General features: G+C 63.6%; 23 protein-coding genes, 1 tRNA gene and 1 riboswitch. Of the genes, 23 read left to right on the top strand and 1 reads right to left on the bottom strand.

The window, feature by feature from the left end; all coding sequences use genetic code 11:
- Positions 1-84 precede the first annotated feature (84 nt).
- From AB0I57_RS09275 to AB0I57_RS09260, 4 genes are all read left to right on the top strand, one after another.
- Positions 85-161, top strand: a tRNA-Pro gene (locus AB0I57_RS09275).
- 545 nt (positions 162-706) lie between these two features.
- The gene (locus AB0I57_RS09270) at positions 707-1,642 is read left to right on the top strand and encodes an LLM class F420-dependent oxidoreductase (protein ID WP_358332922.1); all 936 of its coding nucleotides are present in this window, start codon (positions 707-709) and stop codon (positions 1,640-1,642) included.
- Positions 1,643-1,914: 272 nt separating this feature from the next.
- A complete protein-coding gene (locus AB0I57_RS09265; RefSeq protein ID WP_358332919.1) occupies positions 1,915-2,964 on the top strand; it encodes a hypothetical protein in 1,050 nt (349 codons plus the stop codon).
- Positions 2,965-3,091: 127 nt separating this feature from the next.
- Entirely contained in the window at positions 3,092-3,955 is an 864-nt protein-coding gene (locus tag AB0I57_RS09260; RefSeq protein ID WP_358332916.1) for a maleylpyruvate isomerase family mycothiol-dependent enzyme, read from the top strand.
- 63 nt (positions 3,956-4,018) lie between these two features.
- On the opposite strand, the gene AB0I57_RS09255 is transcribed toward AB0I57_RS09260, so the two are convergent.
- A complete protein-coding gene (locus tag AB0I57_RS09255; protein ID WP_358332913.1) occupies positions 4,019-4,780 on the bottom strand; it encodes a L,D-transpeptidase in 762 nt (253 codons plus the stop codon).
- Positions 4,781-4,964: 184 nt separating this feature from the next.
- Here AB0I57_RS09255 and AB0I57_RS09250 point away from each other — a divergent pair, with 184 nt between their 5' ends.
- From AB0I57_RS09250 to gcvP, 19 genes are all read left to right on the top strand, one after another.
- On the top strand, positions 4,965-5,582 hold the full coding sequence (locus AB0I57_RS09250) for a CoA pyrophosphatase (RefSeq protein WP_358332910.1): 618 nt from the start codon (positions 4,965-4,967) through the stop codon (positions 5,580-5,582).
- Between the two features lie 95 nt (positions 5,583-5,677).
- Positions 5,678-6,406 (top strand): GntR family transcriptional regulator, encoded by a 729-nt coding sequence (locus tag AB0I57_RS09245; protein ID WP_358332907.1) that lies wholly within the window; start codon positions 5,678-5,680, stop codon positions 6,404-6,406.
- A gap of 80 nt (positions 6,407-6,486) precedes the next feature.
- Positions 6,487-7,557, top strand: coding sequence for a proline racemase family protein (locus tag AB0I57_RS09240; RefSeq protein ID WP_358332904.1), 1,071 nt, complete (start codon positions 6,487-6,489; stop codon positions 7,555-7,557).
- 141 nt (positions 7,558-7,698) lie between these two features.
- Positions 7,699-8,970, top strand: coding sequence for an FAD-dependent oxidoreductase (locus AB0I57_RS09235; RefSeq protein ID WP_358332901.1), 1,272 nt, complete (start codon positions 7,699-7,701; stop codon positions 8,968-8,970).
- Between the two features lie 39 nt (positions 8,971-9,009).
- The gene (locus AB0I57_RS09230) at positions 9,010-9,912 is read left to right on the top strand and encodes a dihydrodipicolinate synthase family protein (protein WP_358332898.1); all 903 of its coding nucleotides are present in this window, start codon (positions 9,010-9,012) and stop codon (positions 9,910-9,912) included.
- Between the two features lie 11 nt (positions 9,913-9,923).
- Positions 9,924-11,414, top strand: a complete 1,491-nt coding sequence (locus AB0I57_RS09225) for a gamma-aminobutyraldehyde dehydrogenase (protein WP_358332895.1) — start codon at positions 9,924-9,926, stop codon at positions 11,412-11,414.
- A 13-nt stretch (positions 11,415-11,427) separates the two neighbouring features.
- A complete protein-coding gene (locus AB0I57_RS09220) occupies positions 11,428-11,868 on the top strand; it encodes a universal stress protein (RefSeq protein ID WP_358332892.1) in 441 nt (146 codons plus the stop codon).
- Positions 11,868-13,379, top strand: coding sequence for an alanine/glycine:cation symporter family protein (locus AB0I57_RS09215; RefSeq protein WP_358332889.1), 1,512 nt, complete (start codon positions 11,868-11,870; stop codon positions 13,377-13,379). Before AB0I57_RS09220 ends, AB0I57_RS09215 begins: the two co-directional genes overlap by 1 nt.
- A 96-nt stretch (positions 13,380-13,475) precedes the next feature.
- Complete coding sequence (locus AB0I57_RS09210) at positions 13,476-14,513, top strand: SMP-30/gluconolactonase/LRE family protein (protein WP_358332886.1); 1,038 nt, start codon at positions 13,476-13,478, stop codon at positions 14,511-14,513.
- A 136-nt stretch (positions 14,514-14,649) separates the two neighbouring features.
- Positions 14,650-15,273 carry a CDP-alcohol phosphatidyltransferase family protein gene (locus AB0I57_RS09205; RefSeq protein WP_358332883.1) on the top strand — a complete coding sequence of 208 codons (624 nt, stop codon included), beginning with the start codon at positions 14,650-14,652 and terminating at the stop codon, positions 15,271-15,273.
- Complete coding sequence (locus AB0I57_RS09200; protein WP_358332880.1) at positions 15,273-16,136, top strand: DUF881 domain-containing protein; 864 nt, start codon at positions 15,273-15,275, stop codon at positions 16,134-16,136. The genes AB0I57_RS09205 and AB0I57_RS09200 overlap by 1 nt, the downstream gene beginning before the upstream one ends.
- 61 nt (positions 16,137-16,197) lie before the next feature.
- The gene (locus tag AB0I57_RS09195; protein ID WP_358332877.1) at positions 16,198-16,560 is read left to right on the top strand and encodes a DUF1290 domain-containing protein; all 363 of its coding nucleotides are present in this window, start codon (positions 16,198-16,200) and stop codon (positions 16,558-16,560) included.
- A gap of 7 nt (positions 16,561-16,567) precedes the next feature.
- Positions 16,568-17,314, top strand: a complete 747-nt coding sequence (locus AB0I57_RS09190) for a DUF881 domain-containing protein (RefSeq protein WP_358332875.1) — start codon at positions 16,568-16,570, stop codon at positions 17,312-17,314.
- Positions 17,315-17,355: 41 nt separating this feature from the next.
- Positions 17,356-17,760: a glycine cleavage system protein GcvH gene (gene gcvH / locus AB0I57_RS09185; RefSeq protein WP_358332872.1), complete on the top strand. Its 405-nt coding sequence runs from the start codon at positions 17,356-17,358 to the stop codon at positions 17,758-17,760.
- 319 nt (positions 17,761-18,079) lie between these two features.
- On the top strand, positions 18,080-18,580 hold the full coding sequence (locus AB0I57_RS09180) for an FHA domain-containing protein (RefSeq protein WP_358332869.1): 501 nt from the start codon (positions 18,080-18,082) through the stop codon (positions 18,578-18,580).
- The gene (locus AB0I57_RS09175) at positions 18,577-19,314 is read left to right on the top strand and encodes a MerR family transcriptional regulator (protein ID WP_358332866.1); all 738 of its coding nucleotides are present in this window, start codon (positions 18,577-18,579) and stop codon (positions 19,312-19,314) included. The genes AB0I57_RS09180 and AB0I57_RS09175 overlap by 4 nt, the downstream gene beginning before the upstream one ends.
- Positions 19,315-19,463: 149 nt before the next feature.
- The gene (locus tag AB0I57_RS09170) at positions 19,464-19,937 is read left to right on the top strand and encodes a bifunctional nuclease family protein (RefSeq protein WP_358332863.1); all 474 of its coding nucleotides are present in this window, start codon (positions 19,464-19,466) and stop codon (positions 19,935-19,937) included.
- Between the two features lie 337 nt (positions 19,938-20,274).
- Complete coding sequence (locus AB0I57_RS09165) at positions 20,275-20,868, top strand: MerR family transcriptional regulator (protein ID WP_358333323.1); 594 nt, start codon at positions 20,275-20,277, stop codon at positions 20,866-20,868.
- A gap of 69 nt (positions 20,869-20,937) precedes the next feature.
- Positions 20,938-21,059: riboswitch (glycine riboswitch) on the top strand.
- A 169-nt stretch (positions 21,060-21,228) separates the two neighbouring features.
- Complete coding sequence (gene gcvP, locus AB0I57_RS09160) at positions 21,229-24,081, top strand: aminomethyl-transferring glycine dehydrogenase (protein WP_358332860.1); 2,853 nt, start codon at positions 21,229-21,231, stop codon at positions 24,079-24,081.
- The last annotated feature ends 10 nt before the right edge of the window (positions 24,082-24,091 follow it).

Below are 24,091 nucleotides of genomic sequence, written 5' to 3'. Positions count from 1 at the left end.
CGACGAAAGTTGCACTGACCAGTCGATTAGCGTTACGTACCATCGCTGATGTAATCTCATCGAGCACCTGATCGAGGGTGTGGACGGGCTGTGGCGCAGCTTGGTAGCGCACTTGACTGGGGGTCAAGTGGTCGCAGGTTCAAATCCTGTCAGCCCGACCAAGGAAAGCCCTGGTAGAGATGGTTTCTACCAGGGCTTTTCTGCGTTGATCATCTTCACGGTTCGACCATCGGTGATCGTGGCGACCAACTCCTCCAACCGGGCGTTCTCCGCTCCGCGCAGACTATGTCGTTGGTTGGGCACATGCCGTAGTGGGTCGGCGTCCTCCGCGTAGCGACTAGCTTCGGCTCCGCAACGCATCGGCCAGTTGTTCGACGGTCGGCACCCCTGCTAGGCCGTCTGCGGTCGGGTAGACGCGGCACGCGAGCTCCGCCAAAGGCAGCGGGTCATCGAAGGCGTCGGTGCCGTCGATGAGAATTGTCGGCGATCCAGCGAATTCGGAGCCGCCCAGTTAGCCCTGGTGTTCGGTCCGCCGGTAAACGCACGCCGGGCCAGGCCTCACACACCCGATGGTCTGGCCCCGGTTGGCTGGAGCAGCAGGTGCGAACCCTGGTTGTAGGTCCGCCGTTATGAGAGTTGGGCCAGATGCGGCTGACCTGTGATCGTTGTTCCACATAGCGAGGCGTGTGTGTCCTACGTTGGTGGGGTGGACTTTCGCGTTATCGTCGACCCCCAGTTTGGTGCTACTTATGCCGATCAGCTAGCCGTCGCACAAGCCGCAGAGGATCTGGGATTCTCGGCGTTCTTCCGGTCCGACCACTACCTTGCACCAGGCGTCGCGGGCCTGCCCGGGCCCACCGATTCCTGGGTGACGCTCGGCGCCCTCGCCCGCGAAACAACGAAAATCCGACTGGGCACGATGGTCACCTCGATAACGTTTCGCTATCCGGGTCCGCTGGCTATCACGGTCGCCCAGGTCGACGAAATGAGCACTGGCCGCATCGAACTCGGCATCGGCGCAGGCTGGCTGGAAGACGAACACCGAGCGTACGGAATTCCGTTCCCGACCCTGGGTGAGCGGTTCGACAGGCTCGCCGAGCAGTTGGGGATCCTCACCGGCCTGTGGAGCACTCCTATCGGTGAGACGTTCGACTACCAGGGTTCCTACTACACACTGACCGATAGTCCCGCGCTGCCGAAACCACTTCAGCGCCCCCATCCGCCGATCATCGTCGGCGGTATGGGCGCCAAGCGCACGCCAGCGCTCGCCGCGCAGTTTGCCGGCGAGTTCAACCTGCCGGGCTTGGCGCAACCCGATGCGGCCGCTGCGCAGTTGCAGCGGGTCGCCGAGGCGGTGGCCGCGGCGGGCCGTCCCGCTGAGTCGATGGTCTATTCGGCGGTGTTCGCGCTGTGTATCGGCCGCGACGACAAGGAGGTCGCTAGGCGTGCCGATCCAGTGCGCCAGCTGATTCCGGGAGTGACCGACATCAGTCCCTTGGTCGGCACCCCCGGCCAGGTCGTCGATCGCTGTGGGGCATTGTCGGAACTTGGTATCCAGCGGGTGTACACGTGGCTATTCGATATGAGCGATCTAGAACAGCTCGAGCTGTTCGCCGCCAGCGTCATGCCACATCTGCCCTGACCGCGACCTCACGGAACTTCGGGAAGAACATCTGGCGCTAGAGCTTGCTGGCCTCCCTGGGAACAGTCGGCGACTGAGACGACAACAGCGCCATGAAGGCATTCCGGGTGAGATTGCGGGGCGAATTCTCGCGCCGTCGATTCTGCGCTCGCACCGAGGACGCCTATTCGCGGCACTTGTTCGAATCCTGCGTTTCCGCAGTTCGGACGTGGTGACCAGCGATACCGTTGACGGGCGAGCGATACCGTAGACGGCCGAATCCGGGGGCGCACATGGATGACATCGCAGTCGACTTCGAGTACGGAACCTTGAAGGAAGTGATCGTCGGGCGGGGGATCATGCTCTACCCGGATATGGACCAGGCGAGGTGGGCAGCCGAGGGGGTCCGCGTGCTCCCCGAAGCCGAGGCGGAGAAGATGTGGGAACGGTCGGGCCGACTGTCGACAGATCTACCGAAGACACGTCTCGTCGAGGCCGAGAACGACGCGCTCATCGCGGTCCTCGAACGGTTCGGGGTCGTTGTACACCGGCCGACGGAGATCACCCGCGAACTTGTAGCTGCAAACTTCGGCAAGGAGTGGCTGGTGAACGGGTTCATCCAGACTTACAGCCGCGACCCGATGCTCGTCGTCGGTGACAACGTGATCGAACTTGCGCCCGGCGCACCCTTCCGACGCGCCGACATGCTCGGATACCGCAAGCTGTTCGCCGAGCGCGTCGAAGGCTCCGGCGCGAAGTGGTTCCAGATGCCGCTCGTCGATGCCACCTCGATGACCAGCGGAGACTACGACAAGAACGATCACGCCGCGCTCGAGGGAGGCGACCTACTCGTGCTCGGGAAGACCATCCTGGCGGGGACCACACTCAACCCGACGGTGGGCTCGAGCACGCGCGGCGTCGACTGGCTGGCCACGATTCTCGGGCCGCAAGGCTACGATGTCGAGCAGGTCAGTATCGGCCCCGAGTTCCTGCACCTCGACGTGTGCCTCTCCATCCCACGTGACGGTCTCGCGATCGTCTGCCCTGACGCGTTCGTAGACGGTCTCCCGAGTGCATTGGACGGGTGGGACCTGATCGAGGTAACCACTCGACAGGCCCGACTGCTTGCGTGCAACGGACTGCCGATCGACCCGGACAACTACATCCTCGGATACAACGACGACGAGGACGGATCGATGGTGAGAGGCGAACTCGAAGCCCGGGGAATCACTGTGCATGCCATCCCCTTCGGCAACCACACCGAGGACGGTGGATCGATTCGCTGCGCGACCCACCCGCTCGTTCGATGCCTTGCGGATCCGCATGCTCGAGGGCGCACGTGAACAAACTGCGACGGGAGGTTCTTGCGCTCGAACACGTTGCGTCGGTGGAGATTCGGGACTTGGCTGCCGATCGAATACTCCCGTCTGCAAATCCGTTCGATGGCGGGCGAAATGTACGCTGGCGAAGGTGGCCGGCACAGGAGTATCGAAGGCGATAGCAAAGGAACCGCTGACCGCTGCGCTGATCGAGCAATGGCGGGTCATCGGTACCCTGCTGCCTGAACTCACGGATGCGCAGTGGGCGTCAGCGACGCCGCTACCGGGGTGGCGAGTCCACGACGTCGTCGCCCATATCGTGGGCACCGAGTTGATGCTCAGCGGGGTCGACACTCCGGTCTCCGCAGACGACTTGTCACAGCTCGAACACGTGCGCAACCGGGTTGGTCTGCAAGTCGAGCGGTGGGTCGCGGCATTTCGCGGCTGCACCTCGCAACAGGTCCTCGCGAAGTATCGGGAGATTACGGCGCATCGCGCAAGAGTTCTCGAGGCCATGACGCAGTCGGACTTCAACGCGCCCACCGAGACCTTGAGTGGGCCGTTCTCCTACGGTCGTTTCATGCGAGTTCGCCTCTTCGACTGCTGGTTTCACGAACAAGACATTCGGGATGCTGTCGGGGTCGCCGGCGATGAGACCGGCCAGGCGGCCGAATACGCCCTTGCGGAACTTCTCGAGTCCTCGGGGCCAGGCATCCGCGATGAGGGCGGATTGGGATACGTGATCAGTGGGCGTGCGAAGGCCCCGCAGGGTTCGATCGTCACGTTCGAGCTGACCGGGCCCATCACCACCGATATCCATGTGGCCGTTGACAGCCGAGAAGTGGTGGAGAGACCGGACACGGCTTCGAGGGTGACTATCCGGCTGCCCTCGACGGTGTTCACCCGGTTGTGCGGCGGTCGCACCCGCGCAGCAGATCACCGGGGTCGGATCAGCATCCGCGGCGACGAGGTGCTTGGGCGTCGGATAATGGCGGACATGGCCTTCACCCTCTGATACCCGGGTGGGCTGGAGATGCAACTGCGGTTGGAGCTGTCGGGGTCTTATCGTTGGGCAGGTTTATCCCCTGACGATGACCGGGTCGCCGATCTTAGCGTTCTGGTAGAACCACCGTGCGTTCTCGGTGCTGAGGTTTATGCAGCCGTGGCTGACGTTCTCGAAGCCCTGCGAGTCGACCGACCACGGTGCGGCATGCACGAAGATCCCGCCCCACGTGATGCGAGTCGCGTACTCGACGTAGATCCGGTAGCCCTCTGGTGAATCGATCGGGACGCCGTACGTTGACGAGTCCATGATCATGTCGCGGAATTGCTCGATGATCGGGAATGTGCCGACAGGTGTCTCGTAACCGGGCTTGCCCAAAGACGTCGGCATCGTCCTCACGACTTGGTCGTTGATGCTGACGGTGAACTGATGTGTCGTCCGGTTGGCCACCGCGACCAGCGCGTCACCCACCTCGAACTGCGACCGCGTACCCGCCGCTGCGACAGTCACGCGCGTGTTCGCGGGCCAGAACTGATCTGGAGTCCACTGCACCGACCGGTCGTCGATCCACGAGAATCGCCCGTCGGTGGGTTGTGAGGGTGTGATTTCGACGCCGCGCTCGGCGAGCGCACGATCACGGACCGCCTCGGGGAATTGAATGATGACCGGATGAGCGATACCGACGACCTGATCGCTCGCGGGCAGAACGGACGGCGCGAGGATCTTTCCGGCGGTGCTCGAAGACGTGGCCGATTCTGCCGTACCCAGGCCGGTCACGAAGAGCGCGGCGAGAACCGGGACGAGAAGAAGATGCCTGACGTGCTGGGCTTTCGTCACGGCCGTTCAGCCCCTCAGATGACGCGGTGAGCTTTCATTCCAGCTGAAACCAGTTAAACACGGTGGCCTCGGTCTGCGGAAGTGTGAGAGGACCGGTCGGTCTGTCCGGTTGATGTCTGCGGCATACCGACGCGTCGAAGCGCTGGTTCGAGGCCGGCGGTCGTCCGGGCGCTACTGTCGTGTGATGGTGACCGGGCACGAACTCGACAGGGACCACCTCACCGACTCTCTTGCGCGGCTCGATCCGTTCGTCGCGGATGTGTCGAACCGGCGCTCCGCTTCGGTCGTGATCGCTGTGATGCCCGACGGATCAGGTGGGCAGGCGGTGCCGATGACGATGAGATCGAGTCGGATGCGCGCCCACCCTGGACAGTTTGCGCTGCCGGGCGGCGCTGTCGATCCGGGGGAGACGGGGGAAGATGCCGCCCGCCGGGAACTGCACGAGGAACTCGGGCTCGACGTCGAGTCTTCGGCGGTGCTGGGTCGGCTCGACGACTACGTCACCCGGTCGGGTTACGTCATCACGCCCTACGTCGTGTGGGCGGACACGCCGATCACCGCATTGGTGCCCAACCGCGACGAGGTCTCGGAGGTCTTCGCCGTGACGGTGCCCGAGATCGATGTGGAGCCCCGCTTCGTGGAGATTCCCGAGTCGTCGAAACCCGTGATCCAATGGCCTTTTCGCCGTCATCTCGTGCACGCGCCGACCGGCGCCGTGGTCTATCAGTTCCGTGAGGTAGCGATGCATGGCAGGCACACGCGGATCGACTGTTTCGACCAACCGGTCTTTGCATGGCGCTAGGACATCTCTCCCGAGCTCCCAACACCACCGTGAGGTAGATTGTCAGTCAATATGCGTTTGCACCTGTGGGTGCTGGACACGGGAGGCTGAGAGCAGTGACCGTCGAATCCAACCGCGACGCGGTCTCGAATCCTGCGGCCCTCCAGTTGAGTCCGGCCGAGAGTGTTACCCGGCGTGACGCCGTTATCGACCAGATCAAACGCGGAATCGTACTGGGCACGATCAAACCCGGTGAGAAGTTGACCGAGTCGGCGTTGAGCACGGCACTGGGCGTAAGCCGACCGACCGTGCGCGAGGCTCTCAACCAGGTCGCCCAGGAGGGCTTGCTGATCCATGAGCCGTACCGACGCTTGCGCGTAGCCGATCTCGACGCCGCAGCCGTGCTGGACATGGCCGACGTGCGAGTGGCTCTGGACATGCAGGCGGCCACTGACATCATCGCCGACACCAGTGGGAGTCGCATGAAGGCGATAGATGCGGTGTGGGAGGTTTACGAGCGCAATGCGTTGGCCGAAGACTTTCTGGTGCAACATGAATCGCACCTGGCATTCCACCGTGGCATCTGGGCCGCATCCGGTAACTCGTTCCTGATGCGGCTCTGGCCGGTAACGGCGGCGCACATGACCATCGCGCTGGCTCGCGATCAGGCAACCCGGCAAGATCCGCAGCGCGCTTATGAGATGCACCTGAACCTTATCGAGGCCATCCACTCACGAGACCTCGAGTGCATCCACACCGCCTTGGTCGAACACACCGTGGACAGTGCACGTGAACTTGTCGCACTGATGTCAGATGGGTCGACTGATCGGCCGATTCGATTTTGACAGCGCATGGGCCCATTCGAAATCGCGGTGTACATCGCTGACGATCTGACAATGCATCGATCGAGAGGAGGCCGCCCGTGGTGTCGCGGCGAACAATCAACACGATCGACGTCCACGCCGCCGGTGAGCCCGGGCGTGTGTTGATCGGCAGCCATCTTCAGGTCAAGGGCGCCACCATGGCCGATCGGCTCGAGTACTGCCGCGAACACCTCGAGGATCTGCGGCTGATGCTGCTACACGAACCCCGAGGCTATCCCGGCCTGTGCGCCGTGCTGGTGCTGCCGCCCGTACATGCCGACAGCGACTTCGGCATCGTGGTCGTCGAGCAAGGCGGATTTCGGCCGATGTCGGGCAGTAATCTGATCTGTGCCGTGACTGCCGTGCTCGAGACCGGCACGCTCACCGTGACCGAACCGACAACCACGCTGCGCGTCGATACCGCCGTGGGGGCTGTGCATGTACTCGCCGACATCGATGGCGGCCGCGTCACCCGGGTCACCTTCGACAACGTTCCGGCATTCGTGGTCGCCATCGACCACCCGCTCGAGGTGCCCGGTTATGGAACGGTTCCCGTCGACATCGTTTTCGGTGGCCAGTTCTTCGTGCAGGCTAGGGCCGCTGACCTGGGTATCGACCTGGTCCCGGGCGCCGCCCGCGAACTGACCCGCGCCGGAGCCGTGTTGCGCACCGTGGCCCAGCGCAGCTTTCCCGTAGCCCACAGCGACAATCCCGACATCAACCAGGTTGACCTGACGATGATCCACGGACCGTCCCCCACATCGGGTGTATCGGGACGTAACGCCGTGGTCCTACCGAATGGCGTCGTGGACCTAGACGATCCCACGACGTGGACCGGAGCGCTGGACAGGTCGCCGTGCGGCACCGGGACGTGCGGGCGGATGGCGGCCCTACACGCTCGCGGTGAGTTGGCCCTGGGTGAGCCCTTCGTGCACGAGAGCCTGCTGGGCACGACGTTCACCGGTGTGCTTCGCGGCGAAACCGCAGTGGCCGGCCGAACCGCGGTGCTGCCGTCGGTCAGCGGCCGCGGCTGGATCACCGCGTTCAACCAGCTGGTCCTCGACTCCGATGATCCATTTCCGTGCGGCTACGCCATGGGCGATCTATGGGGATCGCAGACGGTGTCGGCGTAGAGCATCGCTCAGCGCGCCTGGCAGCTGACCATCTCTGGCAAATATGCGAGCGGGCATTGACACTACGAAACCTGCACCCCTATCGTTGCGTGCAGGTTGTCATACAATCAGCATCATCTCTCGGGTTCTGGAGAACGTGTCATGCACGTCATCGTGGTCGGAGGCGGGGTCGTCGCTCTCGCGTGCGCCTATCGGCTGGCCAGGGCGGGATGCGTTGTCACCGTCATCGAGGCCCGCACCGTCGGCTCAGCTGCCAGTCATGGCAATGCTGCCAAGGTCGCGCGGGCCGAATGCGGACCCGTCCCGGCACCCGGCGCCTTGTTGCAAGGTCTGCGCTGGATGCTCAAAGCGGACAGTCCGCTATATGTGAAGCCTTCGCTGGCGCCCGATTTCGTCAGGTTCATGCTGAAGATGGCACGGCACTGCAACGAGCGCGACTTCCGAATCGGCCTGGACGTCACCTTGCGGATGGTGTCTGACGCCAACGATCTCTTCGACGAATACACCACTGACGGAATCGAATTCGAAATGCACACCGCAGGCGTGCTGTTGGCCTTCGAGACCAGAGAGCGCTACCGCGATCACTGCGAGTTCCTCCGGGCATGGGAAGAATTCGGTCTGGTTCCCACCCATCTCGACCGCGACGGTGTGCAGCAAGCCGAACCCGCGCTATCCACCCGCATCAGGCACGGCCTGCTATTCGACCAGGACAGGCAGATCGAACCGGACTCGCTGACGTGCGGACTGGTGAAGCGGTGTGTCGAACTCGGCGTCGAAATCCGCGAGTACACCCGCGTCAAGAGCTTCTTCACCGCCGACGACACCTTCCGGGGCGTCGTGACCGAATCAGGCGAGGACATAGCTGGTGACACCCTGTTACTGGCGGCAGGGGTATGGAGCGGCCCGCTATCCAGGCAGCTCGGCGCGCCTGTGCCGATCCGGCCGGGCAAGGGGTACAGCATCGACTACAGTCCGGCGCCGGTGCAGTTGAACCACTCGCTGACACTCGAGGACGCGCGGGTGGCCGCCACGCCCCTGGACGGTTTCCTGCGATTGGCGGGGACCATGGAGTTCGGCGGTTTCGACGAGCGCGTCAACGCCACCAGAGTCGGGGCCATCCGCCGCGCCGCCGCCGAGAACCTCGACGGCTGGGACGATCCGCCGGGCGCCGCGATTCCGTGGGCCGGACTACGCCCGATGACCCCCGACGGTCTGCCGGTCATCGGGCGGCTGGACCGATTCGCGAACGCGTACATGGCATCCGGGCACGGCATGCTCGGCCTGACGTTGGCCCCCGGCACCGCCGAACTGGTCTCGGCTCAGATCCTCGGCGCCGGAGAGCGTTCCGACGCGTCCGACATCGCCGACATCGTTTCCCCACAGCGGTTTTCGTCGCGACGACGTGTCCGCTGACTCCACCACCGTCCCCAAGATCACCTGAGGAGCACCACCATGGTTGAACAGTTCACCGGCATCCTGGCTGCCGTCGTCACTCCCTTCACCCACGACGGGTCGGCGATCGACGAGGCCGGCATCAAGCGGCAGGCAGACCATATCGTCGGCAACGGCATACACGGCCTGGTACCTGGCGGCAGCACCGGGGAGTTCACCACGTTGACCTCGGCGGAGCGGAAGCGCTCCGCCGAGGTCTATCTGGAGGCCGCTGCGGGCCGGGTGCCCGTGGTCGTCGGAACCGGCGCCCTGAGCACTGCCGAGACCGTCGAGCTGAGCAGGCATGCCAGCGACGCCGGGGCGGCGGCCGTCATGGTCGTGCCGCCGTTCTACAACGCGCCGTCCTTCGCCGAACTGCTGGCGCATTTCGGCGCGGTGTCCGACGCAATCGACGTGCCGATCATGTACTACAACATCCCTTCGGCGACCGGGGTGAACCTGACCCCCGACCAGTTCGCCGAACTGGCCCGCAAGACTAGAGTGACCTGCTTCAAGGACACCGGAGGCGACGCGGTGGCGTTCACTGCGATCCAGCAACGCCATGCCGACACGATCACCGCGCTCAACGGGTGGGACACACTCACATTCTCCGGTCTGGCCTCTGGGGCCAAGGCCGGCGTGTGGGGTGCAGCCAGTGTGATCCCGCGACTGTGCGCCGATCTCTACGAGGCGGTCGCCGTCCGTGGTGATCTGACAGCCGGCCGGGAGCTGTGGACCAGGATCCATCCGATCTGCGAATTTCTGGAGGCGCACAACTACGCCTGCGGAATCAAGACCGGCCTCGAGCTGATCGGCCAAGGCGCGGGTCCGGCCCGTCGTCCGGTACTGCCGCTGGCTCAGGAGCACCGCGACGAACTCGCCCGCCTGCTCCAGGCAGCAGGCGTGGCCGTGGTCGGGAATTGAGCGCCGCGGTCATGACCGACAATGTCTCGCTGCAGTTCATCTCGGGACAACGGTGCGTCGGGAGCTCTGACGAGGAGCTGACGATCGTCGACCCCTCAACAGGACACACTCTGGCCACCGGACGGTCGGCGTCCCGGGCAGACGTCGAGGCAGCAGTTACATCCGCGCGCACCGCCTTCCCGGGTTGGTCGCGCACGACGCCGGCTCAGCGTGCCGAACTGTTGCTGCGCTGGGCCGATGGCGTCAGAGCACGCAGTGACGAATTCGTGGCGTTGGAGAGTCGCAACGGCGGCAAGGCGATCAAGCTCGCACAGGGCTTCGACATCCCGGGCGTGATCGACAACATCTCGTTCTTCGGCTCCATCACCCGCAACCTCGAGGGCAAGGCGAGCGGCGAGTATTCCGGTGACCACACCTCGTCGATACGGCGCGAGCCGATCGGCGTCGTCGGCTCCATCGCACCGTGGAACTACCCGCTGCAGATGGCGGCCTGGAAGATCTTGCCGGCGATCGCTGCGGGCAACACCATCGTGCTCAAGCCGAGCGAGCTGACCCCTCTGACGACGCTGCTGTTCGCCGAGACCGCAGTTGCGGCCGGTATTCCTCCCGGTGTCATCAACGTCGTCACCGGGCGCGGTGACCCGGTGGGGCAGGCACTTGTGGAACATTCCGACGTCGCCATGGTGTCATTCACCGGCTCCACACGTGTGGGTCGGCAGGTTGCAGCCGCCGCGGCGGGCGGCGTCAAACGAGTGCACCTCGAGCTGGGCGGCAAGGCACCGTTCGTGGTGTTCGATGACGCCGACATCGAAGCGGCCGCGCGCGGCGCGATGGCCGGTGCGCTGATCAACGGCGGGCAGGACTGCACTGCTGCCACCCGCGCCTATGTCCAGCGGCCGCGCTACGACGAATTCGTCAGCCGGGTCACCGAGCTGATGCGCGGTGTCCGAGTCGGACCGACCGATGACCCGGCAACCGACATGGGCTCGCTGATCTCACTGGCTCAGCGCGACAACGTCGCCGCGATGGTGGAGCGTGCCCGTGCGTCCGGCGCGAAGGTGCTGTGCGGTGGTGTGGTGCCCGAGCACGCACCAGAAGGCAGTGCCTACTACGACCCGACCTTGATCGTCGATGCCACACAAGATTCCGAGATCGTGCAGAACGAGATCTTCGGACCGGTGCTGGTATGCCTACCGTTCGACGCTGACGACGACGGGCTGGCTCTGGCCAATGACACCCCCTACGGTCTGGCCGCTTCGGCGTGGACGACCAATGTGTTTCGCGCGCAGCGTGCCACCCGCGAGCTCGCTGCCGGCTGCGTGTGGGTCAACGATCACATTCCGATCATCAGCGAGATGCCGCACGGCGGGTACAAGGCCTCCGGCTTCGGAAAGGACATGTCGACCTATTCGTTCGACGAGTACACCAACATCAAACACGTGATGTCGGACATCACCGGCGCCGCGCACAAGCAGTGGCACGACCTGATCTTCACCACCTGAGCTCGAGCACACCATGGAATCAGTAGTTGTCGGAGTGGACCGCAGTGATGCGTCACGGCGGGCAGTGAAGTTCGCGCTGGACCGAGCGCACATCAATCACTGGCAGATCAGGGTCGCTCACGTCATCAACTGGTCGCGCTTTTCGTTTCCCACTCTCGAGGACAATGCGGCACGTCCCCTCGTGCGCAAAGCTGAGATCGAGCGCGCCCAGACGGACGTCATCGACCCCATATTGGAGTGGATCGCAGACCATGATCTCGGAGATGTCGATGTGAAATCGGGCATCTATCACGGCCGCCCCTCGGAGGTGCTTGCCGATGTCGCGCGGAACGAGGGCTATGACGCCATCGTCGTCGGCCGAATCGGCGAATCGAATCTTCGAACAGCCATATTCGGCAGTACAGCGAGCCGTCTGGTGCAATACGCCACCGTCCCCGTGGTGGTCGTGCCGTGATGACGATCGCAGCCAACGTGGCCACCACATCCGTTCTCGCTCAGGGAGGTGTGGACGAGACTCTCAACCGCTACTTCGGATCGTTCGCCGAACGGGTCGCCGACATCATTTTCTACTCTGTGCCTCTATTCGGTGCCGATGTACCCCTGATCGTGACGTGGCTGGTCATCTGCGGCGTCTTCTTCACGCTCTGGCTCAAATTCCTCAACGTCCGCGGGATGATGCACGCCATTGCTCTCGTTCGCGGCAAGTACACCTCGCCCGACGCACCAGGCGAGGTGACGCACTTCCAGGCCTTGGCCACAGCGGTCGCCAGCACGGTAGGCCTCGGCAACATCGCGGGTGTCGCCGTTGCCATCACGATCGGCGGTCCGGGGGCGGCCTTCTGGATGGTGCTGGCCGGCTTCGTCGGCATGTCCACGAAGATGGCCGAGTGCATGCTCGGGGTGAAATACCGCAAGGTACACGATGACGGCTCGGTGTCCGGCGGGCCGATGTACTACTTGCGTCACGGATTGGCCCAGATCGGGTTTCGTCGGCTCGGATTGGTGCTGGCATCCGCATGGGCCTTGTGCATGATGTTGGCTGCACTGGGCACCAACGCTTTTCAAGCGAATCAGGCCACCGCGCAGCTAGTGAGCGTAGCCGGGGACGGGGCGCTCGGCAACGCACTGGGCGGTAATCGCTGGATCATCGGACTGACCATGGCTGTAGTTGTCGCCGCCGTCATCATCGGAGGAATCAAGTCGATCGCCCGCGTGACGAGCGTGCTGGTGCCGGTCATGGCGGTCATCTACTTTCTCGGGTGCCTGGTCGTGATAGTCGTCAACCTTAGCGCGCTTCCCGCGGCGGTCGGCGAGATCGTGGCGGGTGCGTTCTCACCCGAGGGGGTCGCGGGCGGTGCGATCGGAGCGCTGATCGTCGGGTTCCAGCGGGCAACCTTCTCGAACTCGGCCGGTGTCGGCGATGCGCCGATCGCGCACTCTCAGGTCAAGACGAATCGTCCGGCTACCGAAGGCTTCGTCGCGTCCCTTGAACCCTTCATCGATACGATCGTGATCTGCTCGATGACGGCGCTGACGATCGTCGTCACCGGTGTCTTTCGGGATGCTGACGCCCTCGACGTCGATGGAGTGACGCTGACCTCGAGGTCGTTCGAATCCGTGGTCTCATGGTTTCCCTATGTGCTCGCGCTGGCGGTCCTACTGTTCGCCTTTTCCACCATCTTGAGCAACTCGTTCTACGGGATGAAGGGATTCGGCTACCTGTTCGGCGACAGCCGTACAGCCGAAATGGTGTACAAGGGAATATTTCTGGTGTTCACCGTGATCGGCGCGGCGTCGGCCCTGGAAGCGGTGATCCTCTTCGCCGACTCGATCTTCTTCCTCATGGCGGTGAGCAATGTCATCGGGCTCTATTTCCTCGCTCGAGTCATCCGCCCCGAGTTCGTCCAGTACTGGGCAAAATTGAAGGCCGGGGAGTTCGATCGGGTGTCCGTAAATTCCAGTTGAGCGCTCGAACGATCTCAACGCTCAGGTACGCCACTTCGCCCTGTCGGTTGACGTAACGCCACATCCGGCTGGTTCGTGCGACTAATCTCACCTTCTGTGACCATCTTCGAGACGATTGCCCGCAAGCTCGACCGCACCGGTGTCGACCCAGTTCGGTGGCACGCCCCCACACCGCCGCCGCTCACAGGGCTGCTCGCACCCAACAGCGCCCTCGACGAGGCGCATCGGTGGGCGCTCCCTTCCGGCGAGGGCCCCGAAGATGTCGCCGTCGATCACGACGGCCGGGTGATTACCGGTGGCAACGACGGGCGGATTTGGCGGTTCGACGATCAGGGCCGGGCCGCTGAACTCGCCAATACCCACGGACGGCCACTCGGCGTGGAGGTTCTCGACGACGGAAGGTTTTTGGTCTGCGATGCCGAGCGGGGTGTGCTGAGGGTCGATGAGAAGGGTCGAGTGGAGGTCCTGGCGGAATCAGCGGCGGGACGTCCGGTCGTAGCGTGCAACAACTCGGCGGTGGGCCGAGACGGCGCCGTGTACTTTACTGACTCCTCAGCGCGCTTCACGATTGCCGATCACCGCTACGACCTCCTCGAGCACCGGGGGACCGGTCGACTCCTCCGCCTCGACCCCCGCACGGGAGAAACTGATCTGCTGGCGGAGGGACTCCAGTTCGCCAACGGCGTCGGGCTGGCCTCGGACGAGTCGTTCGTGCTAGTCGCAGAGACCGGCGCCTACCAAATTTCCCGCGTCGATCTCACCGGTCCGGCGGAAGGTTGCACTTCGCTGTTCGCAGAGAATCTCCCAGGAATCCCCGACAACATGACATCCCAGACACCGGACGGGCTGTTCTGGGTCGCGCTGTACAGCCCGCGGATGAAGCTGTTGGACATGATCGCGCCCTACCCGACGCTGAGGATTGCGGTGGCGAATCTGCCCGACGCCGTCCAACCCGACCCCGAGCACGCCGGCTGGGTGATCGCGCTGGACGCTCACGGCGAGATCGTGCGCAGCCTCCGTGGCGGGAAGGGCAGCTATTCGCCGATCACCGGCGTGCGTGAGCACGACGGGTGGCTGTACCTGGGAAGTTTGACCGCAGATTCCATCGCTCGCGTCCCGATCCCACTTCGATAGTTGTCGACCTCTCCGGCGACACGGGTTGAGCAGCAACGCGCTGTGGACCGGCCGACCACCCGTTGTGGAAGAGTAGCGGTGGCGGTGCGACGATCATCCGCAGGCGGATGCGGCAATCGAAGCTGGGGAGGACTTGGTGAGTTCGGTGGACGGGGACGCTGCGCTGTCGGACCGGATTGTGACCGTTCCGAACGTTCTGAGCGTGGTTCGACTGCTCGGTGTCCCGCTGTTCGTTTACCTGCTACTGGTGACACAGTCCGATGGTTGGGCGCTCGCGATCCTGATCGTCAGCGGATTCACCGACTGGCTCGACGGCAAGCTCGCTCGGGTACTCGACCAGTCGTCGAGACTCGGTGCGCTTCTCGACCCTTTCGTCGATCGCCTTTACGTCGTCACGACGCTGGTGACCTTCGTCGTACGTGGATTCATCCCGTGGTGGGTGGCAGCGATCCTGATCGGTCGGGACGCGATTCTCGCTCTCACGCTCGTCGTCTACCGCCGACGCGGCCTGCCAGCCCCAGAGGTGATGTACCTCGGAAAGGGTGCGACTTTCCTCCTCATGTTCGCGCTGCCCACGATCCTGGCTGCGCAAGGTGACTGGAGTATCGCAACCGTGGCGCAGCCGCTAGGCTCTGCACTCCTGATCTGGGGCACGGTGTTGTATGTCTGGACCGGTCTGCTCTACGTAGTGAATGCGCTCGACGTGATGCGGACGGTTCCGGTGCGCGGCGGGGTGGGCAATGGACGAGAGGTCCGCTGATGAAACGGACAGATTCCGGCGTTCGCAGGAATCCGGTGCCGTCGCTGCTCAAATCGCTCATGAACGATCATTTGGACCCCGGATATCGGGCTGCGGCGCGAGACAGGCAAAAAGGCCATTTCCGATCGTCGAGAGGCGGTCGGCAGGTCTGGATCGTGGTCGGTGCGTTGCTGGTCGGCCTGGTCCTGTCGGTCGCCTACCGGCAGGCTGTCGAACGACTTCCGGCAACGGCACAGGTTCGAACCGAGATTCTGCGGAAGGTTCATGATGTCGAGGACAGTGTCGGCGCCCTCGCAGCTACTCGCGACACGTTGACGTCGCGAGTCGATGATGCTCGCGACGCGGCGCTGGAAGGCGACGCACGAGGAGCTTCGCTGCTAAATGAGCTTCGCGAACTCGAAGGTGATGCTGCCGTCGAGGCGGTCCAGGGTCCAGGGTTGACGGTCACCCTGACGGACCCTCGAGCTCGGCGCAACCTCTCGGATTCGTCTCAGCGCAGTGTCGAAGGGAAGTCTGTTGTACTCGATCGCGACCTCCAGTCGGTGGTCAACTCGCTGTGGGCGAGCGGCGCGGAGGCTGTCGCGGTCGGCGACGTGCGGATCGGACCAGCGGTGACGATCAGGCAGGCAGGTGGTGCGATGCTGGTGGACAATCAGCCGGTCTTCTCGCCCTACGTGGTGTCGGCGATTGGTCCGCCGGGCCCACTGCAGACCGGATTCGTGGTCAGCGACGCATATCTGCGGATGTCGGGCGTGGCGCAGTTGTACGGTGCCGGTTTTTCTGTGGCAGAGGCTGACGATCTCCACCTGCCCGGTGCCCCTGTACGTGAAATGCGAGCGGCCCGGTCGGTGGGAGCACCGTGACACTGTGCAGTCGTGAGACTGTGCAGTCGGCACCGGGCAGTCGGATGGAGGAAATGCACAAGTGAAGACGTTGGTGAAGGCCGGTCCTGCGATCTACGGGGCGGTCGCGTTGCTGGTGGGAATCGCACTCGGGGTGATCTTCAGCCCGCAGGTGCCGGACTCGGTGCAGCCATACCTGCCAATCGCCGTAGTGGCCGCGCTCGACGCGGTGTTCGGCGGGCTGCGTGCATATCTGGACGAGATCTTCGACTCGAAGGTGTTCGTCGTGTCTTTTGCGTTCAACGTGCTCGTGGCGGCGCTGATCGTGTGGCTCGGTGATCAACTCGGCGTCGGAACGCAACTGTCGACAGCAATCGTGGTGGTACTGGGCATCCGGATCTTCGGCAACGCGGCAGCACTGCGGCGTCGCCTGTTCGGGGCGTGAGCGAACTGTGAGCAGATATGAGGGCAGACATGAGCTGCGCCGAGGCCAGGGGGCGGCCCCGCAGCGTCCGCAAGTTGTCTTCGCGCTGCTTGCCGCGATCCTGATCGCGGGGCTGGGAGTGGCAATCGTGACGCAGGTGAAGAGCACAGATTCCGGAGACAGCCTCGACACGGCGAGTCCCGCCGATCTTCTGGTCGTTCTGGACACGCTGAACCAGCGCGAGGCGGCTCTTCGACAGGAGATCGCCTCGCTGGAGCAGACCTTGACAACCCTGCAACACGGGGGGAGTTCGGAGGCTGCACTCGATGAGGCGCAGGCGCGGTTGACAGCACTGTCGATTCAGGTCGGCATCGCCCCGGCCACCGGACCCGGCGTGACGATGACTATCACAGACCCCAACAAGGGGGTCGGGTCGGAGGTTCTTCTCGACCTCGTGCAGGAATTGCGGGCGGCGGGAGTCGAGGCCATACAGATCCGGGGCGAGGGAAGTGCACCGATCCGCATCGGCGTCGACTCGTGGGTATCGGGATCGCCCGGTGACATTTCGATTGACGGTCGGCAGGTGAGCGCTCCCTACGGTGTCGTCGCCATCGGGGACCCGCCTACTCTTGCGGCGGCTCTCAACATTCCAGGAGGTGTGGTCGACACCGTCGCGCGCAGCGGTGGACAGCTGAAGATCGAACAATCACAGCAGGTCACGATATCCGCCTTGCGAGAGACGAAACCTCGCCAATACGCTCTTTCAGAAAATTGATCCCCATCCGCCCGCGGATTGCCATCGAAAGGAAAGCCTCTGTGAGTGAGCTCGAAATTCCCGCCGATCGTCGGTACACCCCCGAACACGAGTGGGTCGAGCGGACTGGGCCGACGACGGTACGCGTCGGTATCACTGATTTCGCACAGTCCCAACTCGGCGACGTCGTGTTCGTGCAGCTTCCGGCGGTCGCCGAGGAGGTGAAGGCGGGCGATTCTCTCGGAGAGGTCGAATCCACCAAGAGCGTGTCCGATATCTTCGCTCCGCTGACCGCGAAAGTCGTTGCGGCCAACACTGATTTGGACGATCGTCCGGAACTCGTGAATTCCTCGCCCTACGCAGACGGGTGGCTGGTCGACCTCGGTGTCGACGACGAGGCAGCGCTCGACTCGGCCCTGGCGCAGATGCTGGACGCCGTCGGCTATGCAGATATCACGGCCGGATAGTCTACGGCGGACCCACGGAGCGGTTCTCGAGCGGATTCGGAAGGCTCCTGCAGCCCCGATACCGGGACCGCCGGAAGAAGTGCTACCTGAATACCGGTTGGTAGGGTTTCGGCCGCCCGACCCGCTACACGCGCGGGCGTGTGCAGGGTACGGTCGAAGTGAACGCATATGCCGGGTCGGGGTGCAGGTCCGTAGTTTGAGCGTGGTCGTGGCAGTGTGCGCAGAGGTAAATGTGCACGGGAGATCGAATTATGTAGTACCCAGTGGCATTGCGTAGTCCAGCGAATCTTGCTGGATGATCGAACTAGGAGGAGAAACGGTGAGCGAGAACGGCAACGACGCGGTATTCGGGGAGACGCCGGCGGAAACGACGTCGGTCTTCCGCGCGGACTTTCTCAATGAGCTCGACAACTCCTCGACGAGCCAGGCTCCGGAAGCTCCGGTGTCGGGTGTGGAGGGACTGCCCGCAGGCTCGGCTCTGCTCGTTGTCAAGCGAGGCCCGAATGCAGGGTCGCGTTTTCTGCTCGACCAGCCGACGACGTCGGCCGGACGGCATCCAGACAGCGACATCTTCCTCGACGACGTGACTGTCAGTCGTCGTCACGCGGAGTTCCGTCAGGAGGAAGACGAGTTTCAGGTGGTCGACGTCGGAAGCCTCAATGGCACGTACGTCAACCGGGAGCCGGTCGATTCGGCTGTGCTGGCCAACGGAGACGAGGTCCAGATCGGAAAGTTCCGACTGGTCTTCTTGACCGGGCCTCGGGCCACCGCCGGTGGTTCGCAGATCGGCGAGACGTCAGCGGGTGCAGGTAGCCAGTGACCGCCGCGCGGCAGCAGGCGCAATCGGGAATGTCGATCGGCTCCGTGCTGGACCGGTTACGCCCCGATTTTCCCGATGTGACGATCTCGAAGATCCGATTCCTCGAAGCCGAGGGTCTCATCAGCCCTCAACGCACACCCTCGGGATATCGGCGCTTCTCGATCGCAGATTGCGAACGGCTGCGTTACGTGCTGACAGCGCAGCGAGATCAATATCTGCCGCTGAAGGTCATCAAGGAACAACTCGAAGCCATTGACGTAAGTGCTGCGACGGTCGGCGGCGGCGATTCTTCGCCGCGCCGGCCGCGTGCCCTTACGGTGGCTCCGGGCGTGGTGTCGCCCGAAGAGTTCCTGACTGACCGTGAAGTTCGGATCACCCGTGCTGATCTCATCGCTCGTGCCGGAATCGACGAGAAACTCCTGGGTGAATTGATCCGAGCAGGTCTGGTCGTCCCCGGGCCGGCGGGCTTCTTCGACGAGGATGCGGTGACACTTGCGCGGACGGCTGAGGCGATGTCAGCGTTCGGGCTCGAAGTGAGGCACCTGAGGGCATTCAAGCTCGCAGCCGATCGAGAGGCAGCATTGGTCGCGCAGATCGCCGGACCAGTTGCCAAAGGCCGTCACGAGGGGGCGCGCGACAGGGCAGAGGAGATGGTGCGTGAATTGGCGGCGCTTTCTCTGACGTTGCACACCTGTCTGGTGAAGTCGGCGGTTCGGGGCGCGCTCGACCGATGACGTGAACTCGGTGCCCGTTCCCATCTCGGTTTTCCCAACAGCGCTGTGCTCGAACGGCTGTACGGTCGAAGCGTGGGCACGAATCGAATAGAATCCTGATATGGCATGGTGTGCCGGGTACGAATGATCTAAGGGCGGAGGCAGACGCGATGAGCGAAATGCACGTAATCGGCGTTCGTGTCGAGCAGCCCCAAAATCAACCCGTGTTGTTGTTGCGCGAATCCGAGGGCGAACGGTATCTACCCATCTGGATCGGCCAGACCGAGGCCACGGCGATCGCTCTCGAACAGCAGGGTGTCGAGCCGGCACGTCCACTCACTCACGACCTGATCAAGAACCTGATCGAAGCCTTCGGTCGTACCCTCAAGGAAGTTCGTATCGTCGACCTCCGCGAGGGCACGTTCTATGCCGACCTCGTATTCGACGAGAACATTCGCGTCTCGGCTCGGCCTTCGGACTCGATCGCCATCGCACTCCGGATCGGGGTCCCGATTTTCGCCGACGAAGCAGTCCTCAGCGAGGCGGGTCTGGTCATGCCGGACGAGCGTGAGGACGAGGTCGAGAAGTTCAAAGAATTTCTCGAGTCGGTTTCACCTGACGACTTCAAGGCTACGGACGGTTAGGTCGGCGGCGGACCAACGCTTGGGCAGGGCAGTAACGGTTCAGGTTCACTCGGCGCGTTGCGTTGACCCCGACTAGCCGGAGTCATAGCGTTCGCTGTAGTGATTTTCCGTCGTGCAGATCGATTTTCTGCCGTGCGGATTAGGTCGGGCGTACGCTGAATAGGTTCGGGGTACGGACTTGCTCGATGTCACTGGTGGTGCTCGCGCCTGTCGAATGTGGTTGTGGTGTATGCGCCGCGAACATTGACTGCGCGCGTCACAGACGCGCTGATCGTTGGGTTCAGTGCAACGTGCGAGAGGGAGTAGTCAGTTGGGAGATCGGCCGCAGGAAAATGCGCTGAATCTTGCGCCCGGCGACAGCGTTGCCGGGGCGGAATTCAGCTCCGAAGAGATCCAACCGGGTCTCTTTCCGGACGATACCGTGCCTGACGACCTTGTCGGATACCGCGTCCCCATCGCCTGCCAGATCGCGGGCATAACATATCGTCAGCTTGATTACTGGGCTCGCACGTCTTTGGTGGTGCCATCCATTCGCAGCGCTGCGGGTTCAGGCAGCCAAAGACTGTACTCGTTCAAAGACATTCTTGTCCTCAAGATCGTCAAGCGCCTGCTCGATACGGGAATTTCCTTACAGAACATCCGCGTGGCCGTCGATCACCTTCGCAGGCGTGGTGTTCGGGATCTGGCCAGGATCACACTCTTCTCGGATGGGACCACGGTCTACGAGTGCACATCGCCCGAGGAAGTCGTCGACCTTCTTCAGGGAGGACAGGGCGTGTTCGGGATCGCGGTGAGCGGTGCGATGCGCGAATTGACAGGCACCATAGCCGATTTCCCCGCAGAGCGCGCCGATGGCGGCGAGAGCGAGCAGAGCCCGGAGGACGAGTTGGCGTCGCGCAGGAAGAATCGCGCGAACCGCAAGACGGGCTAGTCGGCGCGTCCACTACAGAAGGCGCCGCGCGTAACCGTGTCAGTGGCCTGGCATAGACTGATGTTGCGTCGACGCCGTGCGGGAGAGTTTCGGGCACCGCATGCACTGTCAGCAGTCTTGTGGGGGTCCGGACGCCGAAGGAGCAATACCTCCCCGTCAATCTCTCAGGCAGACAGGACCGTGCGGGCTCCGACGCCTCTGGAAAGCGGTGGGAGCACCCACCCGCCGACGGGGAAAGGGTCGTCATCGCCAACGACGGCACCGAATCTCTCAGGCGCTCGACCCGAGCAGGCGACAGAGGGGGAGGGACGTACCGCCAGGCGGTGCGTGTCCTGATCCTCCGAACTGCTGGGAGTTGTCGTGATCGACGCTGGAAGCCGTACATTCGCCGACCGTCACGTGGGCCCGAATGCTGCGGAACTTGCGCACATCCTCGAACTGATCGGAGCTGAGTCGCTCGACGATCTTGCGTCGAAGGCGGTTCCCGCCGCCATCTTGGACGGGGTTTCGCGTGGAATCGCTGACGGTCTCGACGCATTGCCGACGCCGGTATCCGAACATGAGACGCTGGCCGAACTATCTGCGCTGGCCGCGCAGAATACGGTGGCGAAGTCGATGATAGGACTCGGCTACTACGACACCCTCACCCCGCCCGTCCTGGTCCGGAACATCATCGAGAATCCGGCCTGGTACACGGCTTATACCCCCTACCAGCCCGAGATCAGTCAGGGTCGCCTCGAGGCTCTGCTCAATTTCCAGACGATGGTTGCCGACCTCACCGGCATGGAGGTCGCCAACTCGTCAATGCTCGACGAAGCGACCGCCGCCGCTGAGGCGATGACCCTACTTCGACGGGCGAGCAGGAGCACGTCTTCTAGGTTCGTGGTGGACGCCGACCTCTTCCCGCAGACTCTTGCGGTGATCGAGACGAGAGCGGAGCCCCTCGGTATCGAGATCGTGGTAGCGGACTTGTCCGAGGGACTGCCGGAGGGTGACTTCTTCGGTGTTCTCGGGCAGCTACCCGGAGCATCCGGACGTATCGTCGACTACACCAGCACGATCGCCGCGGCCCACGAGCGCGGCGCCCTGGTGGCCGTCGGTGCCGACCTGCTGGCCCTCACTCTTGTCACACCTCCCGGAGAGATCGGTGCGGATGCGTGCTTCGGCACCACCCAGCGGTTCGGTGTTCCGATGGGCTTCGGCGGCCCACACGCCGGTTATCTCGCCGTGCACACCAAACACGCCCGCCAGTTGCCGGGACGTTTGGTGGGTGTTTCTGTCGACGCCGACGGTGACGCGGCCTACCGCCTGGCCCTGCAGACTCGTGAGCAGCACATTCGCCGGGAGAAGGCGACTTCCAACATCTGTACTGCGCAGGTACTGCTCGCGATTCTCGCGGCCATGTACGCCAGCTATCACGGTGCCGAGGGACTGAAAGCCATCGCTGTGCGCGTTGCGAACATGGCACATTCTCTTGCGGCTGCCTTGCGGAAGCTGGGCGTCACGGTGGTTCACGATCAATTCTTCGATACTGTTCTCGTGCACGTGCCGGGCCAAGCCGCGGACGTTGTAGCCCGGGCGAAGGCATCGGGGATCAACCTCCGGTTCGTCGACACTGATCATGTCGGTATCTCTTGTGACGAGGCCACGACGGAGGCCGACCTGGCAACGGTGCTGGCTGCGTTCGGTGGCGCCGGCGCCGCAGTCTCGCAGGAAGGGATTCCTGTTCCCGATGCGCAACTCCGCGGCTCTCATTACCTGCAACACGAAGCGTTCACCCGGTACCGCACCGAGACCGCGATGATGCGATACCTGCGGGCGCTGTCGGACAAGGACATCGCACTCGACCGCAGCATGATTCCCCTCGGTTCGTGCACCATGAAGCTCAATGCCGCCGCAGAGATGGAAGCAATCACGTGGCCGGCGTTTGCTGGATTGCACCCGTTTGCGCCTACCGAGGACGCCCCCGGAATCCTCCGCATCATCAAAGACCTCGAGGATTGGCTTGTGGCAGTGACTGGCTACGACGCGGTCAGCCTGCAACCGAACGCTGGGAGTCAGGGCGAATACGCCGGATTGCTCGCGATCCGCAACTATCACCTCAGCCGCAACGACGACCATCGAGACACCTGCCTCATCCCGTCGAGTGCGCACGGCACCAACGCCGCATCCGCTGTGATGGCAGGCATGCGCGTCGAGGTCGTCGCATGCCGTCCCAACGGAGATGTGGATGTCGACGATCTTCGGGCGAAGATCGCAGATCATGCCGAACGCTTGGCTGCGATCATGATCACTTACCCGTCGACGCATGGGGTGTACGAGCATGAGATCGCTGACATCTGTGCTGAAGTCCACGATGCCGGCGGGCAGGTCTACGTCGATGGTGCCAACCTCAACGCTCTCGTCGGACTCGCCCGGCCTGGCCGTTTCGGCGGGGACGTGAGCCATCTCAACCTGCACAAGACATTCTGCATACCGCACGGCGGCGGCGGCCCGGGCGTCGGTCCGATCGGTGTTCGCTCGCATCTCGCGCCGTTTCTGCCGGGTCACCCCTTCGCCCCCGAACTCGGCACTGCCGGCCCGGTATCCGCAGCCCCCTACGGCAGTGCATCGATCTTGCCGATCACCTGGGCGTACATCCGGATGATGGGTGCCGTGGGCCTGCGCCGGGCCAGCCTCACCGCTATCGCCTCGGCCAACTACATCGCACGTCGTCTGGACGAGTACTTTCCCGTGCTCTACACGGGCGAGGGCGGAATGGTGGCGCACGAGTGCATCCTCGACCTGCGTCAGATCACCAAGGACACCGGTGTGACTGTCGACGACGTCGCAAAGCGCCTCGCCGACTACGGGTTCCACGCACCGACCATGAGTTTCCCGGTGGCGGGCACGTTGATGGTGGAACCAACCGAGAGCGAGAATCTCGAGGAGATCGATGAGTTCTGCGAGGCGATGATCGCGATCCGCGCCGAGATCGACCGCGTGGGCTCGGGGGAGTGGCCGGTGGACGACAACCCACTGCGCGGGGCCCCGCACACAGCCGGGTGCATCGCAGCCGAGTGGAACCACCCGTACTCCCGCGAGACAGCCGTGTTCCCCCGCGGTAAGAACAGGCCGAAGGTGTGGCCTGCGGTGCGGAGGATCGACGGTGCACGCGGCGACCGAAATCTGGTGTGCTCATGCCCACCGATCTCGGCGTTCGAAGGAGCCTGACAGTGGGGCC

It is taken from the genome of Rhodococcus sp. NPDC049939 (assembly GCF_040656415.1).
In the GTDB taxonomy this organism is placed as follows: domain Bacteria; phylum Actinomycetota; class Actinomycetes; order Mycobacteriales; family Mycobacteriaceae; genus Rhodococcus_F.
Note: the sequence above shows the minus strand (reverse complement) of the source record. Positions and strands in the feature narration are given on the sequence as shown.